General features: G+C 63.6%; 15 protein-coding genes. 9 read left to right on the forward strand and 6 right to left on the reverse strand.

What is annotated here, in order from left to right; all coding sequences use genetic code 11:
- Positions 1-4 precede the first annotated feature (4 nt).
- A complete protein-coding gene (locus G8767_RS28615) occupies positions 5-778 on the reverse strand; it encodes an ABC transporter ATP-binding protein (protein WP_166813189.1) in 774 nt (257 codons plus the stop codon).
- A gap of 271 nt (positions 779-1,049) precedes the next feature.
- On the opposite strand from G8767_RS28615, the gene G8767_RS28620 reads away from it, so the two are divergent.
- From G8767_RS28620 to G8767_RS28635, 4 genes are all read left to right on the forward strand, one after another.
- Complete coding sequence (locus G8767_RS28620; RefSeq protein ID WP_166813191.1) at positions 1,050-2,612, forward strand: long-chain-fatty-acid--CoA ligase; 1,563 nt, start codon at positions 1,050-1,052, stop codon at positions 2,610-2,612.
- Positions 2,613-2,634: 22 nt separating this feature from the next.
- Positions 2,635-3,045 carry a YchJ family metal-binding protein gene (locus G8767_RS28625; RefSeq protein ID WP_166813193.1) on the forward strand — a complete coding sequence of 137 codons (411 nt, stop codon included), beginning with the start codon at positions 2,635-2,637 and terminating at the stop codon, positions 3,043-3,045.
- Positions 3,046-3,101: 56 nt separating this feature from the next.
- Positions 3,102-3,692: a hypothetical protein gene (locus G8767_RS28630; protein WP_095972862.1), complete on the forward strand. Its 591-nt coding sequence runs from the start codon at positions 3,102-3,104 to the stop codon at positions 3,690-3,692.
- 92 nt (positions 3,693-3,784) lie between these two features.
- The gene (locus tag G8767_RS28635; protein WP_166813195.1) at positions 3,785-5,683 is read left to right on the forward strand and encodes an ABC transporter ATP-binding protein; all 1,899 of its coding nucleotides are present in this window, start codon (positions 3,785-3,787) and stop codon (positions 5,681-5,683) included.
- A gap of 85 nt (positions 5,684-5,768) precedes the next feature.
- On the opposite strand, the gene G8767_RS28640 is transcribed toward G8767_RS28635, so the two are convergent.
- The gene (locus G8767_RS28640) at positions 5,769-7,544 is read right to left on the reverse strand and encodes a DEAD/DEAH box helicase (RefSeq protein ID WP_095972864.1); all 1,776 of its coding nucleotides are present in this window, start codon (positions 7,542-7,544) and stop codon (positions 5,769-5,771) included.
- A gap of 102 nt (positions 7,545-7,646) precedes the next feature.
- Here G8767_RS28640 and G8767_RS28645 point away from each other — a divergent pair, with 102 nt between their 5' ends.
- The 4 genes from G8767_RS28645 (at position 7,647) to G8767_RS28660 (ending at position 11,908) form a co-directional block, all read left to right on the forward strand.
- Entirely contained in the window at positions 7,647-8,474 is an 828-nt protein-coding gene (locus tag G8767_RS28645; RefSeq protein WP_166813197.1) for a carbon-nitrogen hydrolase family protein, read from the forward strand.
- A gap of 55 nt (positions 8,475-8,529) precedes the next feature.
- Complete coding sequence (locus G8767_RS28650) at positions 8,530-9,156, forward strand: phosphoribosyltransferase family protein (RefSeq protein WP_166813199.1); 627 nt, start codon at positions 8,530-8,532, stop codon at positions 9,154-9,156.
- A 126-nt stretch (positions 9,157-9,282) separates the two neighbouring features.
- Positions 9,283-9,981 carry a heme peroxidase gene (locus tag G8767_RS28655; RefSeq protein ID WP_166813201.1) on the forward strand — a complete coding sequence of 233 codons (699 nt, stop codon included), beginning with the start codon at positions 9,283-9,285 and terminating at the stop codon, positions 9,979-9,981.
- Between the two features lie 139 nt (positions 9,982-10,120).
- Positions 10,121-11,908: a long-chain fatty acid--CoA ligase gene (locus tag G8767_RS28660; RefSeq protein ID WP_166813203.1), complete on the forward strand. Its 1,788-nt coding sequence runs from the start codon at positions 10,121-10,123 to the stop codon at positions 11,906-11,908.
- Positions 11,909-11,964: 56 nt separating this feature from the next.
- Here the strand turns inward: G8767_RS28660 and G8767_RS28665 are convergent, their stop codons facing one another.
- The 3 genes from G8767_RS28665 to G8767_RS28675 form a co-directional block, all read right to left on the reverse strand.
- Positions 11,965-12,951 (reverse strand): NAD-dependent epimerase/dehydratase family protein, encoded by a 987-nt coding sequence (locus G8767_RS28665; RefSeq protein ID WP_166813205.1) that lies wholly within the window; start codon positions 12,949-12,951, stop codon positions 11,965-11,967.
- Between the two features lie 87 nt (positions 12,952-13,038).
- Positions 13,039-14,409, reverse strand: coding sequence for an FAD-linked oxidase C-terminal domain-containing protein (locus tag G8767_RS28670; RefSeq protein WP_166813207.1), 1,371 nt, complete (start codon positions 14,407-14,409; stop codon positions 13,039-13,041).
- Positions 14,406-15,107, reverse strand: a complete 702-nt coding sequence (locus tag G8767_RS28675) for an FCD domain-containing protein (RefSeq protein ID WP_095972869.1) — start codon at positions 15,105-15,107, stop codon at positions 14,406-14,408. The genes G8767_RS28670 and G8767_RS28675 overlap by 4 nt, the downstream gene beginning before the upstream one ends.
- A 92-nt stretch (positions 15,108-15,199) precedes the next feature.
- On the opposite strand from G8767_RS28675, the gene G8767_RS28680 reads away from it, so the two are divergent.
- A complete protein-coding gene (locus G8767_RS28680; RefSeq protein WP_172436706.1) occupies positions 15,200-15,817 on the forward strand; it encodes a cysteine hydrolase in 618 nt (205 codons plus the stop codon).
- 5 nt (positions 15,818-15,822) lie between these two features.
- Here the strand turns inward: G8767_RS28680 and G8767_RS28685 are convergent, their stop codons facing one another.
- Positions 15,823-16,464, reverse strand: a complete 642-nt coding sequence (locus G8767_RS28685; protein ID WP_095972871.1) for an alpha/beta fold hydrolase — start codon at positions 16,462-16,464, stop codon at positions 15,823-15,825.
- Between the last annotated feature and the right edge of the window lie 38 nt (positions 16,465-16,502).

The raw sequence follows: 16,502 nt of genomic DNA on the forward strand, positions 1-16,502 counted from the left end.
GTGCTCAAGCCCCGGCTTCCACGTTCACGACCGCCTGCGGAGCGTCCAGACGCTTCATCCGGTCGAGGACCGAATCCGCCGTCGGCTCGCGCAATTCGTCGACGATCTTGCCGTCGGCGAGGAATACCACCCGATCGGCGTACGCCGCTGCCCGCGGATCGTGTGTCACGATCACCACTGTCTGGTTGAACTCGTCGACAGCCGCCCGCAGGATCGAGAGCACCTCCCCGGAGGACTTCGAATCGAGGTTTCCGGTCGGCTCGTCGCCGAAGATGATCTCCGGCTGACCCGCCAGCGCACGCGCGCACGCCACACGCTGCTGCTGACCACCCGAGAGCTCTCCTGGCCGGTGATCGAGCCGATCTCCGAGACCCAGCTTGGTCAGGACGCTGTTCAGCCAGGTCGGATCCGCTTTGCGTCCCGCGATGTCGAGCGGCAGCGTGATGTTCTCGAGCGCAGTCAGCGTCGGCACCAGGTTGAAAGCCTGGAAAACGAAACCGATGCGATCGCGTCGCAGTTGGGTCATCTGTTTGTCGGAAAGCATCGTGAGTTCCGTGTCACCGATGAGAACAGAACCCGAACTGGCGGAATCCAGACCGGCGAGGCAATGCATCAGCGTCGACTTGCCGGAGCCGGACGGGCCCATGATCGCCGTGAACTCACCGCGGGCAAAATCTGCGGAGACCGAACTGAGGGCGTGGACCTGGGTATCTCCGGTGCCGTAGGTCTTGGACAGGCCGACTGCGCGGGCCGCGACATCCTGGGCGTGCGAACTCATGATCGCCTTTCCTGTTCACTTCGTACTACTTTGCGGGCGTGACGGGCGCCCGTGAAAACACGGACGCCCGCAATGGTTGGTTCCATCCTGTCGGGTGGCGGGCGCCCCCGCCATCGGGGACCACCCTGATATCCGTGGCAGAGCCGATCAGGGTCTGGGAGATCACGGCTCTCCGACTGGTATGCACTGGTGTGCATTGGAGAGAAACAGCGATACGAACGGCGGACGCACACTAACCTTGTGACACCAATCACACGAGAGAGGCGGCCGAATGTCCGACGCCACCGCTGGAATCATTTTCGATCGGCTAGAGCACTGGGCGACGGTCAAGCCTGATCAAGCAGCGATGACCTTCCAAGGAACCGAATACACGTGGGCCCAATGGCGGGAACGCATCTTGAAGATCGCCGCAGCACTCGCCGAATCCGGGATCCGCGCCGGCGATACTGTCGCCTTCGTCGACAAGAACCATCTGTCCTGCCTCGAAGTCACCTACGCCGCCTCACTGCTCGGCGCCGCGAATGTCGTTCCCAACTGGCGACTTTCGAGCGAAGAGCTGGATTACGTACTCGCGGACTGTGGCGCTCGCATCCTGTTCGTCGGCAGCGAACTACTCCCCCAGATCGTCGCCATGCGAGACCGCCTGACCGCCGTCGAATCGATCTTCGCCGTCGGCGGTGAACACGACGAATTCGAACCCTGGATCGACGAGGTCACCCCCCTGAGCTCCCGACCCGAGGTGAGCCCCGATGCCACCGCACTGGTTCTCTACAGTTCCGGAACGACCGGTCGACCCAAAGGCGTCCAGCTCACGCATCGAAACCTGTTCGCGCACAGCAACAGTGTTCTCGAGATCCTGCCGGCCCACGAGGATCATCGATTCCTGATCGCGATGCCGATGTTCCACGTCGGCGGAACGTGCTACGCCATCATGGGAATTCACGCCGGCGGACGCTGCTACTTCACCAGAGAAGCGGACGGCCCGTCGATCTTCGCCGGTCTGGCCGCCGGAGCCAACATCGCCTTTCTCGTCCCACCGGTCATTGCCGGAGTCCTGGCCGCAGGCGAGCAGGCGGTCGCCGCCTTCAAGGCATTCAAACGCATCACGTACGGCGCCGCACCCATGCCGCTCCCGCTGTTGCGTGCGGCACTCGCAGCCTGGCCGGACACCGAATTCGTCCAGGTCTACGGCATGACCGAGATGGCGGGCGTCGTCACGGCGTTGATGCCGGACGTTCACCGCGACGAGTCGCAGATCGAGCGCATGGCGTCAGCAGGCACAGCGATCCCCGGCGTCGAGATGCGCGTGGTGGACCCCGTCACGCTCGAAGACGTGCCTACCGGTACGACCGGCGAACTCTGGTGGCGATCAGAGCAGTGCACTCCCGGATACCTGGGTAAGCCCGAGGCGACAGCCGAAACGATCACCGCAGATGGATGGCTGCGGAGCGGCGACATGGGCCGCGCCGACTCCGGCGGTTTCGTGTTCATCGAGGACCGCCTCAAGGACATGATCATCACCGGCGGCGAGAACGTCTACTCCCCCGAGATCGAGCGAGTTCTGGTCGAGCATCCGGCGATCGCCGAGGTCGCGGTCATCGGCGTGCCAGACGATCGTTGGGGTGAAACCGTCAAGGCCGTCGTGGTTCTCACCGGCGATGCGCAGATCGACGAAGCCGAACTGATCACCTACACCCAGGAACGTCTCGCAAAGTTCAAGTGCCCGACCAGTATCGACGTCGTCGAGATCCTTCCACGCAATCCCACCGGAAAGATCCTCAAGCGCGACCTCCGCAAACCGTACTGGGAGAACCGCGAACACAAGTTGGTCTGAGACCCCGTGCTGTAATGGGGCGGTGACCTCGAGCCGCCCCACCAGACCTCGCCCGAACGATCCGTGCCCGTGCGGCAGTGGCAACACGTTGGCCGAGTGCTGTGGCAAGTACGTCAGCGGTGACGCGCACGCACCGACCGCCGAAACCCTGATGCGTTCGCGCTACACCGCATTCGCGTTGTTGGACGACGAATATCTCACGCGGACTTGGCATCCCGACCATCGCCCTACCGAACTCGATCTCGACCCCGACCAGAATTGGCTCCGCTTGGAGATCCTGGACACCGAACGAGGTGGGCTGTTCGATTCCGACGGCATCGTGGAATTTCGCGCTCACTACGCATTCGGACGCGATCGGGGAATGCTCCACGAACGCAGTCGATTTGCGCGAGCAGACGGCAAGTGGCTCTACGTCGACGGCGATATCGGTTAGGTAACTCCGGGCACCGCCGCCGCGGATCCCGATTACGCGAGCCCTACGATCGAGTCATGACAACGAACCGGACGAGATCATTTGCCGCTGTCGCTGCCATTGCAGTGGGCGTGAGCCTGACTGCCTGTTCGCAGGACGCGGAGACCACTCCCACGGCAGCCACCTCGGCCGTCACCTCGACCTCGAGTGCCGCAGCGTCGACCACAGAACCAGTCCCGACGGACAGCTCGGACAAGACGTCGGCTGCGGGCACCGAGTCCAAGCTCACCGTCGTCGACGTCCGCGTGGGCGAGCACGACGGATTCGATCGTGTCGTCTACGAGATGGGCGGCACCGGCACACCCGGATGGCGCGTGAAGTACGTCGACGCGGCCACGCAGGAGGGCAGCGGAAAGCCCGTGGACATCAAGGGTGCCGCAGTGATCCAGGTCCTGATCGACGGTTCCGCCTACCCCTTCGACAGCGGAGTCGAACAGTACTCCGGCCCCAACCCGGTTCCCGGCGTCGGCGGAGTCGTGACCGAGGTCAACGGGTCCAACGTCTTCGAAGGTGTCACCCAGTCGTTCATCGGGGTGACCGAGAAGCAACCGTTCACGGTGACGACGCTCAGCGATCCTCCGCGAGTCGTGGTCGACGTGGCCCGCTGAGGCCGCACTTGACCTGAAGTTTGGTTTAGGTTCTACCTTCGTGTCGTACCGGCCACGTAATCTTCGTGGCCGGCGACCGGAGGGGCGAAGTCATGAGTATGGAAGTCACCGCGTGGAACGCGATGTACAACGCGATGCACGCGCAAGAAGATCGGCGCCCGTTCTCGAAGGCGACACTGAAGCGAATCGCGACGTTCGCGGTTCCGCAGAAACGTAACCTCAGCTGGTACCTCGTGCTGAGCGTCGTCACCGCTGCACTTGCCGTGGCAACCCCCGTCCTGGCCGGGCGCGTGGTCAACGCGATAGTCGGCGGCGACGCCGTGGACGTAGTCGTCAAACTTGCCGCACTGATCGCACTGGTTGCACTTCTCGAAGCCGCTCTGGGCCTGTTGACCCGGTGGCTTTCGGCCAGCATCGGTGAAGATCTGATCCTGCATCTGCGCACCACCGTCTTCGATCACGTCCAGAAGATGCCCATCGCGTTCTTCACCAGAACTCGAACCGGAGCGCTGGTCAGCCGGCTCAACAACGACGTCATCGGCGCTCAGCGCGCCTTCAGCGACACCTTGTCCGGAGTGGTCAGCAACCTGGTCACCCTGGTGATCACGCTGATCGTCATGCTCGGGATCTCCTGGCAGATCACCGTCCTCGCGTTGTTGCTTCTCCCCATCTTCGTCATCCCCGCTCGGCGGATGGGTGCAAAACTTGCAGCACTCAATCGTGAAGCAGCCAACCATAATTCGCTCATGAGCACCCAGATGACGGAACGGTTCTCCGCTCCCGGAGCGACACTGGTCAAGCTGTTCGGTCGCCCCTCGCAAGAGTCTGCGGAGTTCGCGGTTCGTGCCAGGCGTGTGCGCAACATCGGAGTCCGGACCGCAATGCTGCAGTCCATCTTCGTCACAGCGCTGACACTGGTCTCGGCCCTGGCTCTTGCCCTCGTCTACGGGCTCGGCGGCTTCTACGCGCTGCGCGGACAGTTGGACGCAGGCGCCGTCGTTGCGATGGCGTTGTTGTTGACGCGCCTGTACTCGCCGCTGACCGCACTGGCCAGCGCGCGGGTGGACGTCATGAGCGCTCTGGTCAGCTTCGAGCGGGTATTCGAGATTCTCGATCTGGCACCGCTCATCACCGAGAAGCCGGATGCACGCACGGTGCCGCAGGGCCCGGTGTCGGTCGAGTTCAAGAACGTCACTTTCGCGTACCCGTCAGCGGACAAGGTGTCTCTCGCCTCTCTGGAGGAAGTCGCGATCCTCGACACTCGCGGCGGCGAGGACGTGTTGCACGACCTGTCGTTCCGCACCGAAGCAGGACAGATGGTCGCCCTGGTCGGCACGTCCGGCGCCGGAAAGTCGACCGTTGCCCAGATGATTCCGCGTCTCTACGACATCGATTCCGGATCGGTCGAGTTGGGCGGAGTCGACGTCCGCGACCTCAGTGCCGATTCCATCCGCGAGACCGTCGGCATGGTCACGCAGGACGGGCATCTGTTCCACGAGAGCCTTCGATCCAACCTGCTCCTTGCCCGACCGGATGCCACCGAAGAAGATCTGCGTGAGGTTCTGGAGCGAGCACGTCTCACCGACCTGGTTGCGTCGCTGCCCGACGGACTGGAGACCGTGGTGGGTGAGCGCGGATACCGCCTCTCGGGCGGCGAGCGTCAACGCCTGACCATCGCGCGACTGCTCCTGGCCCAGCCTCGCGTCGTGATCCTGGACGAGGCCACCGCGCATCTCGACTCGACGTCGGAAGCCGCGGTTCAGGAAGCACTCGGCGAAGCACTCGCCGGGCGGACTGCAGTGGTGATCGCTCACCGTTTGTCGACGATTCGTTCAGCCGACCTGATCCTTGTCGTCGAAGCAGGCCAGATCGTCGAGCGCGGAAATCATGAGGAACTGCTGGCGCGCGGTGGTCGGTACGCCGAGTTGTACCGCACGCAGTTCGACACCAACGCCAGGAAGAACGACGCTCTCGCACCGACGCCGATCTGACTACCGCCCGGCGCGCTGAACTGGCCGACAAAAAAACAGGCGCTGTCCTCCTCACGGAGGGCAGCGCCTGTTTCAGCTCTGTACGTCAGTCGTTGTAGCGATCGCGTCCGCCACCGCGGCGGTCGTCACGTCCACCGCGATCGTCCCGGCCACCACGGTCGCCACGGCCACTCGGACGTCCCTGGGGCGGGCCGAAATCAGGCTGCAACTGGATCAGGACGCCGGAGATGCGCGTACGACGCAGAGCTTCGAGAGTCTCGTTGGAGAGATCGGCCGGCAGCTCGACGATGCTGTGATCCGGGCGAATGCTGATGTGCCCGAAGTCGCTTCGACGGAGTCCACCCTCGTTGGCTATGGCACCGACGATGGCACCCGGAACGACGCGGTGACGCTTGCCGACGGCGATGCGGTACGCAGCCAACTCCTGGCCCTCGGGTCCACGCGAGCGAGGAGCCGGGCCGTCGTCGAAACGACGAGGGGGACGCGGTTCACGCGGCTCGCGCTCACGACGCGGCGGTGCCGGCGGCTCGGGAGAAAGCAAGAATGCTTCGCCGTCGCGCGACTGCAGTGCCAGAGCGGCAGCGATGTCGATGAGCGGAACGTCGTGTTCCTGGTCGTAGTCCTCGATCATCTTGCGGAACATCGCGAGATTCTCCGAGGCCAGGCTCTCGGTGATGGAGTCACCGAACTTGGCCACACGCTGGGCGTTGACGTCGTCGACACTGGGAAGCTGCATCTCCGCAAGCGGCTGACGCGTCGCCTTCTCGATGGACTTGAGCAGATGCCGCTCACGCGGTGCCACGAACAGCAACGCGTCACCCTGACGACCGGCGCGGCCGGTACGACCGATGCGGTGAACGTACGACTCCGTGTCATGCGGGATGTCGTAGTTGACGACGTGGGAGATTCGATCCACGTCGAGGCCGCGCGCAGCAACGTCGGTGGCGACGAGGATGTCGAGGGCCCCGCTCTTGAGCTGACCGATGGTCCGCTCACGCTGTGCCTGGACGATGTCGCCGTTGATCGCGGCGGCCGAGTGCCCGCGGGCTCGCAGCTTCTCCGCCAGGTCTTCGGTGGCCTGCTTGGTGCGGACGAAGATGATCATCGCCTCGAATGCCTCGACCTCGAGGACTCGGGTCAGTGCGTCGAGCTTGCGCTGGTGAGCAACCTGAATGTAGCGCTGTGTGATGTTCGAAGCGGTCGACGTCTTGGACTTGACGGTGATCTCGACCGGATTGTTCAGGTACTGCTTCGAGATCCGGCGAATCGAGCCGGGCATCGTTGCGGAGAACAGGGCGACCTGCTTGTCGCCGGGGGTGTCGCGGAGGATGCGCTCGACGTCCTCCTGGAAACCCATCTTGAGCATCTCGTCGGCCTCGTCGAGAACGAGGTACTTGAGATTGGTCAGGTCGAGGGTGCCCTTTTCGAGATGGTCGATGACACGACCCGGGGTACCGACGACGACGTGTGCACCGCGGCGCAGGCCGGACAGCTGGACACCGTAGCTCTGGCCACCGTAGATCGGCAGGACGTTGAGTCCGGGGATGTGCGCGGAGTACTTGCCGAATGCCTCGGCAACCTGAAGCGCCAGCTCACGCGTGGGAGCAAGCACCAGCGCCTGGGTCTGCTTGATCGACGTGTCGATCCGCGACAGGACTGGAACTGCGAAGGCTGCGGTCTTGCCGGTACCGGTCTGTGCGAGACCGACGACGTCCTTGCCTTCGAGCAGCGGCGGAATGGTGGCAGCCTGAATGGGCGAGGGCGACTCGTAGCCCACGTCTGACAGTGCCTTCAGTACCCGATCATCGATGTCGAGGTCGGCAAATGTTGGGGGTTCGGGGTCACGCTCAATATCACTCATTTGACCAGCAGTTTAGCGGATAGAGTATAGACACGACGACATACCGGGGGTGCATTTACGACAGATCCACCCTCCCAGCGGGTTTCGCCTAGCGTAGGAAGCATGACCGAAGCCACCGCAGCCACCCCCGCCCAGACCGTTGTCGCGATTGCCCAATTCGCCCCGGGGACGGACAAGAAAGCCAACCTCGAATCGCTGCGATCACTGGCTTCCGATGCAGCAGCACGGGGCGCGAAAGTTGTCGTGGCGCCGGAATACTCGATGTTCACCGCACCGAAGACGGATGAACGGCTGATCGAGTCCGCAGAGGGCCTTGACGGCGAATTCGGTTCGGCACTGGCGGCGGTCGCCGCAGAGTTGGGAATCTTCCTCGTCGCGGGAATGAACGAGCAGATCGACGACGTGAGCAGAATCTCCAACACTCTCGTCGCGATGGACCCGAACGGCGAACTGGTGGCGACCTACCGGAAACTGCATCTTTACGACGCTTTCGGATACCAGGAGTCGGCCGTGATCCGTGCCGGCGACATCACGGAACCGCAGACTTTCGGGTGCGACGGCCTGACCTTCGGCCTCCAGACCTGCTACGACCTGCGCTTTCCGGAAGTCACCCGGCGCATTGTCGACGTCGGCGCGGACATCCTGCTCCTGCCCGCCCAGTGGGTGCCCGGGCCACTCAAGGAAGATCACTGGACCACTCTCGTACGCGCCCGGGCCATCGAGAACACGATGTACATCGCAGCGGCTGATCAGAGCGCGCGCGGCGGCGCTGGTGCCAGCATGATCGTCGACCCGATGGGCGTCGTGATGTGCTCACTGGGCGAGCAGGTCGGGGTCGCCACCGCAACCGTGTCGGCCGCTCGCATCGCCGAAGTCCGGGAGAAGAACCCCGCTCTCGCCCTGCGGAGGTTCACGGTCTCGTCGCGGTGACGTGCAGCGAGTAGCGTCGAACTGGTCGGGGTTCGAGCTTCTCGAGGACAACGCGGTGACCCAGTATCGGGATCGATCTTCCGCCGGCAAATTTCTGGCCGCGCGGCTCGAGTCTTTGCGTATCGACAAGCCTGTCGTTCTCGGACTTCCACGCGGCGGAGTACCGGTAGCAGCCGAGGTGGCTGCGGCACTGAACGCTCAGCTGGACATCGTGGTGGTGCGCAAGCTCGGCAGCCCGTACAACCCGGAACTGGCGATGGGCGCCATCGGTGAGGGCGGCGTGCGAGTCCTCAATCACGATGTCATCGCAGCGGTACGAGTCTCGAAAAGTGAACTCGCCGCCGTCGAACGCGACGAGCGAACCGAACTGGACCGGCGGGCACGTCTCCTGCGCGAGGGACGGACGCCGGTTTCCCTCCACGGACGCACTGCGGTGATCGTCGACGACGGAATGGCTACGGGTGCGAGTGCAGCCGTTGCCTGTCGCTGCGCGCGCACCGCGGGTGCTGACTCCGTGATCGTCGCTGTCCCCGTCGCCTCCCCCGAAGCCATGAGAGTGATCGCATGCTCCGCCGATCGCGTCGTCTGCCCCTTCGTTCCTGCCCTGCTGGGCGGCGTCGGTGCTGCATTCGAGGACTTTCATCAACTCAGCGACGACGAAGTGCTGACCTTCCTCGCCTGAGTGCAGACCTCTCCAGCCTGCGCACAGACCAAGAGGATTCTGAGAATTTGTGATGTGTGCAACATTTCGCTCCTCGGTGCCGATAGGCCAAATGGAACAAAAAGAATTCGGCTTTCTGGAGGAACCGTGACCATCTCGACCGATACCGTCGACGCCGTCGCAGCCGCGTGCCGTGACCGCCTGGGCGACCCGTCCGCCTGGGTTGCGTCAGACGCTTATCGACAGAGCCTCGCCCTGTGCATCATCGAATCCGTTCAGTCCACGTCGGGTCACAGCGAAGTGACCGTCGTCGATCGCTACCTCGCCTACCGGCGAGCCCGCGAAGACAAACCCGTCACGGACGGCGCACGCGAACTACTCCGCACCTTCGAAGAAGCCGGGAGTTCGGACCAGTGGGCAGGCAAGATCGGTTCGTACAAGCGCCGCTACACGGCAACGGGTGTCCCGATCGAGGCACGGCACATCCAACAGGTCGCCGAGAAACTCCATCACTTGCGGATCAACAGCGTCGAGGATCTGCTGTCGGCCGCTGATTCCGACCGCGCTCTCGACGCAGTTCACCTTGCCTGGGTGGACGCCTGCGGAGACGGTTCCGAAGTGACCTGGGCACACCTGTTGATGTTGGCCGGAATTCCACACACCGATCTGGGTACCGCTGCCGACACCTTCATCAGCGCAACACTCGGCACCACCGAGGTGCCGGGAGACACGTCGGAGATCCTCGCAGCTACTGCAGAGCAACTCGGAGTGGATCCGGACCGATTGGACTACGCAATTCGCCGGTGGTTGTCCGTGCACGGCCGCACGCTCCAACACGTCGCCTGATTACCTGTAAACAGGCGGTCACACTAAACTGCAGGTCAGCGCCCGACCAGTTCTACCGAATAGTAACGACAGTGCAAAATGACGACTAATGTGATGCAATGCACATCAGAAATGTCAGTAGTCACTGGAGGGGTCAATAGTGCGCGAGTTCTCAGTTCCACAGTCGTTCTCAATTCCGGAGAACGTTTCCATGGCCGACTCCGTGTTCCGTCACGCCGAAGAAGACCCCACATTCGTGCCGTTCAAGAGGCCGTCGAACGGCGGATGGGTCGACGTCACTGCAGCTGAATTCGCGAAGCAGGTCTCCGCAGTTGCCAAGGGCCTGATCGCTTCGGGTGTCGAGCTCGGCGACCGCGTCGCTATCCTGTCCGCGACTCGCTACGAGTGGGTCGTTCTCGACTACGCCATCTGGACTGCCGGCGGATGCACCGTCGCGATCTACGAGACCTCCTCCCCCGACCAGGCGCAGTGGATCCTCGAGGATTCCGCGACGACACTTCTGGTCGTCGAAACGGCCAAGCACGCGGAGACTCACAAGGAAGTCACCGACGGCGCAGAAGCCCTCCGCGAGGTTCTCGTCATCGAGTCGGGTGCGATCGACGAGCTGTCCAGTCGCGGTTCGGCAATCACCGACGAAGAACTGCACACTCGTCGTCACCAGGTCACCGCTGCCTCGCCCGCGACCCTGATCTACACCTCCGGAACCACGGGACGCCCCAAGGGTGTCCAGCTGACGCATTCCAACTTCTACGCCGAGTCCAACGCGTGCCGCCTGGCCATGCCGGAGTCGATGGTCCCCGGCAAGAAGACGCTGATGTTCCTGCCGCTCGCTCACGTATTCGCGCGTGCGATCTCCTTCGGCGCTTTCGACGCCAAGGTCACCGTCGCCCACACGTCGGACCTGACGACGCTCCTCGAGCAGTTCGCCGGTTTCAAGCCCAACTTCATCCTCTCGGTGCCGCGCGTGTTCGAGAAGGTGTACAACTCGGCTCGCCAGAAGGCAGTCGACGGCGGTAAGGGCAGCATCTTCGACAAGGCTGCCGCCACGGCCATCGAATACAGCGAATCCCTCGAAAAGGGTGGCCCCGGACTGGCACTCAAGCTCAAGCATGCGGTATTCGACAAGCTCGTCTACTCGAAGTTGCGCGCAGCACTGGGCGGCGAGTGCGAGCGTGCAGTCTCCGGTGGCGCAGCCCTCGGCGCGCGCCTCGGCCACTACTTCCGCGGCGTCGGCATCCCCATCTACGAGGGCTACGGACTCACCGAGACCAGCGCCGCAATCACCGTCAACACCTCGAGCGCGCAGCGCGTCGGCACCGTCGGCAAGCCGATCAACGGCCACGCCGCCCGAATCGCCGAGGACGGCGAACTCCTCCTGCAGGGCCCGGTCGTCTTCGCCGGCTACTGGCACAACGACAAGGCGACGGCCGAATCGATCGTCGACGGCTGGTTCCACACCGGCGATCTCGGATCGATCGACAACGAGGGCTACGTCTCCATCACCGGTCGCAAGAAGGAAATCATCGTCACGGCCGGCGGCAAGAACGTCGCACCGGCCGGCCTCGAGGATTCCCTGCGCGCGCATGCTCTGATCAGCCAGTGCCTCGTCGTCGGTGACGGCCAGCCGTTCATCGGTGCACTGATCACTCTCGATCCGGAAACCCTGCCCGGTTGGGTCGAGCGCAACGGACTGCCCGCCGGCACCCCGATCGCCGATCTGGTGAAGAACGCCGACCTGATCGCCGAGATCGATTCGGCCGTTGCCGACGCCAACAGAAAGGTCTCCAACCCGGAGCAGATCAAGAAGTACACGATCCTCGAGGTCGACTTCACCCAGGAGACCGGTGAATTGACGCCGACGCTCAAGCTCAAGCGCAACATCATTCACGAAGCTCACAAGACCAAGATCAGCGACCTGTACGCCTGATCGATCGTCTTTCACGAGGGTGGCCCGGTTCGAATACGAACCGGGCCACACTCGTTTCATTCTTCGGCGGCGAGTAGTTCTCTTTCGATCGCCGAGGGCAGTCCGTGCACAGCACGATCCTCCCGCTGGGTCGGGGCAGTTTCCCGCTGCATCCACTCCCAGGTATCTCGCACGGTGTCTTCGACGGGACGGCACTGCAACCCGGCCCGCGCTGCCTTGGTGGTGTCGGCTTCGAGGAAGCCGGCGAACTCGCCCTCTTGTGGAACCCAACACGGAAGTTGCGTCCACGGCTGCGCTCCCGCTGCCGCCAGTCGACCCTCGTCGATCCACACGAGTTCCGCGTCCGAACCGGTGGCGTCCACGCACGCCTCGAGGAGCCCGGAGGTAGTGGTGTGCCCGGACGCACTGATGACGTCGTACGCCCCGCTGATCTTTGCCGCCAGTCCGGACAGGACAAACGATGCGACGTCACGAACATCGACGTACTGCAGCGGTCGAGTCGGCGCTCCCGGGGCCACGACACGTCCGCCCGCAGCGATGCGCCGTAGCCACCACGGCAGCCGCCCGATGTCCTCGTGCGGGCCGAGGATCAACCCTGCCCTCGCGAGCAGCACCTCCGGGAAGGATTCCAGGACAGCGAGTTCGGCCCCACGTTTGGCGGACGCGTAATCGCTGTTGTCATCGGACGTCGCAGATGCGGCAACCACCGGTGAGGTCTCGTCTACATGCAAGCCCCACTGATAGGCCGATACGCTGGAAACGTACGCGTACCGGTCGACGTGGCCGCGCAAGATCCGGGCATTCTCAGCGACCACTCGGGGGCTACCCGACCACGTGTCGACCACAAAATCCCATCGACGATCACCGAGCGCATCAACCATCGCTCGCTGATCGGTGCGATCCGCGAACAGGACCTCCGCTGTAGACGGCGGCGCTCCGGTGAGCCCCCGATGGAGCACTGTCACTTCCCAGCCCCGAGCCAGAGCGTCGTCGACGAGAGCACGGCCGAGGAACCGTGTTCCTCCGAGCATCAACAGCTTCATGACGGATATCGTCACTCGAAAAGCGTCGTGCAGCAACACGTTCGTCTGGTAGCGCAATTCTCGACGAGTGAGGGTCGGACGAATCGCTCAGATACCTCGTCCGGGATTGAGAATGTTCTTCGGATCGAATGCGGCCTTCACTGCAAGCATCATTTCGCGTTCGGTCTGGCCGACCATATCTGCCATGTACGGCGCTTTGAGAACGCCGATACCGTGTTCACCACTGATCGTTCCGCCCAAATTCAAGGCGCCGGCAACGATGTCGTCGAACGCTTGGCGCGCACGATCCTGCGCTCCGGGTTCGGCGGCATCGAACACGATGGTGGGGTGGAGATTTCCGTCGGCGGCGTGACCGAAAGTTCCGATCGTGACACCGCGACGCTCAGCTGCCTCGCGGATGCACCCCAGCATGGACGGCAACGCCGGAACTGGCACCGCGACGTCGTCGAGTAGCACCGTACCCAACGCCTCGAGAGCGGGCAACGCCATCCGCCGGGCGGCAGTGAACTCTTCACCTTCCACCGGATCGTCGGTGTGGAAAACCTCTCGCGCCCCGACGCTTTCGCACGCCGCGGCACAGTCCGCTGCCTCGGCGGCCGCTGACCTACCGTCGCACTGGATGAGCAGCATCGCCCCGGCCGATTCGTCCAACCCCATCTTCGTCAGGCGATTGACCGCGCCGATCGTGACGTCGTCCATCAACTCCAGCTGACACGGTTCGGCCACTGCCGACACGGCGAGGACGGCATCGATTGCGGACTCCGCGGAATCGAAGAAGGCGACGACGGTGGTCGCGGCTGTCGGCGCTGTACGCAGACGCATCGTGGCTTCGACGATGACCGCCAGAGTCCCCTCCGACCCCACGAGCAGATGTGTCAGGTCCAGTCCCGCAACATTTTTGCGCGTCCGTGCACCGGTACGGATCACACGCCCGTCGGCCAGCACCGCCGTCAGGGCAGCGACGTGATCACCGGTGACGCCGTACTTGGCGCAACAGATGCCGCCTGCATTTGTCGCCAGATTGCCGCCGATACTCGAGATGTCCCGGCTTCCCGGATCAGGAACGTACCAAAGGCCCTGCTGTGCAGCCGCTTCCGCCAGGTCACCGTTGATCACTCCGGGCTCCACCGTGGCGGTACGTGCAGCGGGATCGATCTCGAGAATGCGATCCATCCCCGCGACGCTCAGAACGATGCATCCGTCGAGTGCGTTGGCGGCGCCGGCCAACCCGGTACCCGCCCCTCGTGTCACCACGGGAACGGAGAGTTCATGGGCCACGGTCATGACCGCGACGACGTCGTCGACAGTCTTCGCCTTGACCAACGCAGCGGGACTTCCGGCCGCGGTGAGCAGCGATTGATCGCGGACGTACGCGCCCATGCGGTCGGGGTCGGTTGTCGCCCTGTCCCCCAGCGCTTTCTGCAAGCGTTCACCCAACAGGTCGATACTCGTGGTCATTCCGTTCGTCCTTCGTAGAATCCGCGCACATGGCGCTCGACCAGATCGGCAGCCTCGTCGGCTGCGCCGCGCTCGATCGCGTCGGCGATGCCCTCGTGTTCTGCCAGCAGTGCGCCCAGCGTGGCTGCCGAGTTCTCGCGCGAGTCGAGTTCGCTCAGCAGGTAGCCGGCAATGCTGTCGCGGAGAACCGTCATGACCAACCCGAATGCCTTGTTCCCGCCTGCTCCGGCGAGCGCGACGTGAAAGTCGACGTCTGCGTCGTGGAAGGCGACCGAGTCGTCGGCACGCGTCGCGACTCGCATCCGCTCGATCGCAACCCGGGCGTCGCCTGGCACGGCTACGAGTGTGCGCAACGCTGCGGCTTCGAGCAGCACCCGCAATTCGACAAGATCGCCGAGCGGAACTGCCCCCACCTGCAAAGCCGTACTGAGAGCGGTGGCCGCAGAATCGGCCGTATGCTCGTGCGTCACCCGAGGCCTGGCAGTCGAAGTAGTGTCCGCCCCGGTCAACAATCCCTGCGCTTGCAGCACGCGAAGTGCCTCGCGCACCGTCGATCGACCCACCGAGAACGTCTGCGCGAGTTCCTGTTCGGTCGGCAATGCCTCCCCGACGGGAAGCGAGCCGTCGAGAATGGCAGCGCGGATTCTTCCCGACACGGCAAGGCTGAGCGGCATGCGCGACAACGGAGTCGTATCCATGCCGCGACGCTACCACCCCTTGCCTGCTTGTCTGACAAACTGTTTAATTGAGAAGATTCGTGACCCGGACCACAACAGAGAAGGTGCCGACCATGACCGACAAGCTCGAACTGGATCCCGCAACCACCGCCGTCGTGCTCATCGAGTACCAGAACGACTTCACCACCGAAGGCGGTGTCCTCCACGAGGCCGTCGCACCGGTCATGGAATCGAACGGACTCCTCGCGAACACCGCCGCGCTGGTCGATGCGGCGCGCGCGGCGGGTGTCACCGTGATGCACGCACCGATCACCTTCGCCGAGGGGTACAACGAAATCACCTCGCATCCTTACGGAATCCTCAAGGGCGTCGTCGACGGCAAGGCTTTCGTGAAGGGTTCGTGGGGAGCCGCGATCGTCGACGACCTCACCCCGAAGGACGGCGACATCGTCATCGAGGGCAAGCGCGGACTCGACACATTTGCCAGCACCAACCTCGATTTCATTCTGCGCAGCAAAGGAATTCGCACGATCCTTCTCGGTGGCTTCCTGACCAACTGCTGCGTCGAATCAACCATGCGCACCGGCTACGAGAACGGCTACCGGGTCATCACACTCACCGATTGTGTGGCCGGAACGTCGGTCGCCGAACACGAGAACGCGATCACCTACGACTACCCGATGTTCTCGCATCCCGTCACGTCGAAAGAGGTGCTCGACGCGCTCTCCTGAGAGGACTACCTGGAATGCGCGAGAAGGAATTCACGGCTGACGTTGGTGACACTGGCGTGAACCTTCTCGTGCAGCAGGTCGTGACCGGCGTCCTCGAACTCGCGCATTTCGACGTTGCGCAGCGTCCGCGCCCAGTCTCGGACGGGATCGACCGGGGCGATCCGGTCGTCGGTGCCGTGAACGACCAGGACTGGGATACCAGCTTCGGAGAGTTCCGCCCACCCGTGTTGCTCCACCGCGCTGCGCGGAATGCCACACAACACGGCGGACGCGAACTCGTGATCGCGGTGAGCCAGCACCGTCAGCGCCGTCACGGCACCTAACGAATGCCCCATCACCGCCTGCGGAACTTCGGGCAGTTCGGCCAAAGCGATGTCAGCCAGCGTGGCTGCATCGGCAGCAAGATCGGAGAGCGGAGCCCCGACTCCCGGATCACCCTCCGACAAGCCGTGTCCGGTGTGATCGATCGCCCACACGTCGATCCCCGACACCGTCATGGCGCTCGCGAAGCGGTGATACTGCCCGCTGTGCTGACCGAGACCGTGCAGAAAGATCAATGACACCTTCGGCGCCGCACCCCCTGCCGCCGGCCAATGCCGAAAGTGCACTTGACCGGTTCGTCCGTCGAAGAAAGGCATGATCGTCATTCTGCACTCCGTTGCCGGTATCCGCGGCGCGTGGGCGA

The organism is Rhodococcus sp. IC4_135, from assembly GCF_011602025.1.
Taxonomy (GTDB): Bacteria; Actinomycetota; Actinomycetes; order Mycobacteriales; family Mycobacteriaceae; genus Rhodococcus_F; species Rhodococcus_F baikonurensis.

Excerpts from the sequence above, each read along its gene's own strand:
- G8767_RS28680 (WP_172436706.1), top strand. The coding sequence starts at position 15,200 with ATGACCGACAAGCTCGAACTGGATCCCGCAACCACCGCCGTCGTGCTC.
- G8767_RS28675 (WP_095972869.1), bottom strand. The coding sequence starts at position 15,107 with ATGGATACGACTCCGTTGTCGCGCATGCCGCTCAGCCTTGCCGTGTCG.
- G8767_RS28630 (WP_095972862.1), top strand. The coding sequence starts at position 3,102 with ATGACAACGAACCGGACGAGATCATTTGCCGCTGTCGCTGCCATTGCA.
- G8767_RS28620 (WP_166813191.1), top strand. The coding sequence starts at position 1,050 with ATGTCCGACGCCACCGCTGGAATCATTTTCGATCGGCTAGAGCACTGG.
- G8767_RS28615 (WP_166813189.1), bottom strand. The coding sequence starts at position 778 with ATGAGTTCGCACGCCCAGGATGTCGCGGCCCGCGCAGTCGGCCTGTCC.
- G8767_RS28645 (WP_166813197.1), top strand. The coding sequence starts at position 7,647 with ATGACCGAAGCCACCGCAGCCACCCCCGCCCAGACCGTTGTCGCGATT.
- G8767_RS28670 (WP_166813207.1), bottom strand. The coding sequence starts at position 14,409 with ATGACCACGAGTATCGACCTGTTGGGTGAACGCTTGCAGAAAGCGCTG.
- G8767_RS28665 (WP_166813205.1), bottom strand. The coding sequence starts at position 12,951 with ATGAAGCTGTTGATGCTCGGAGGAACACGGTTCCTCGGCCGTGCTCTC.
- G8767_RS28685 (WP_095972871.1), bottom strand. The coding sequence starts at position 16,464 with ATGACGATCATGCCTTTCTTCGACGGACGAACCGGTCAAGTGCACTTT.
- G8767_RS28635 (WP_166813195.1), top strand. The coding sequence starts at position 3,785 with ATGAGTATGGAAGTCACCGCGTGGAACGCGATGTACAACGCGATGCAC.
- G8767_RS28640 (WP_095972864.1), bottom strand. The coding sequence starts at position 7,544 with ATGAGTGATATTGAGCGTGACCCCGAACCCCCAACATTTGCCGACCTC.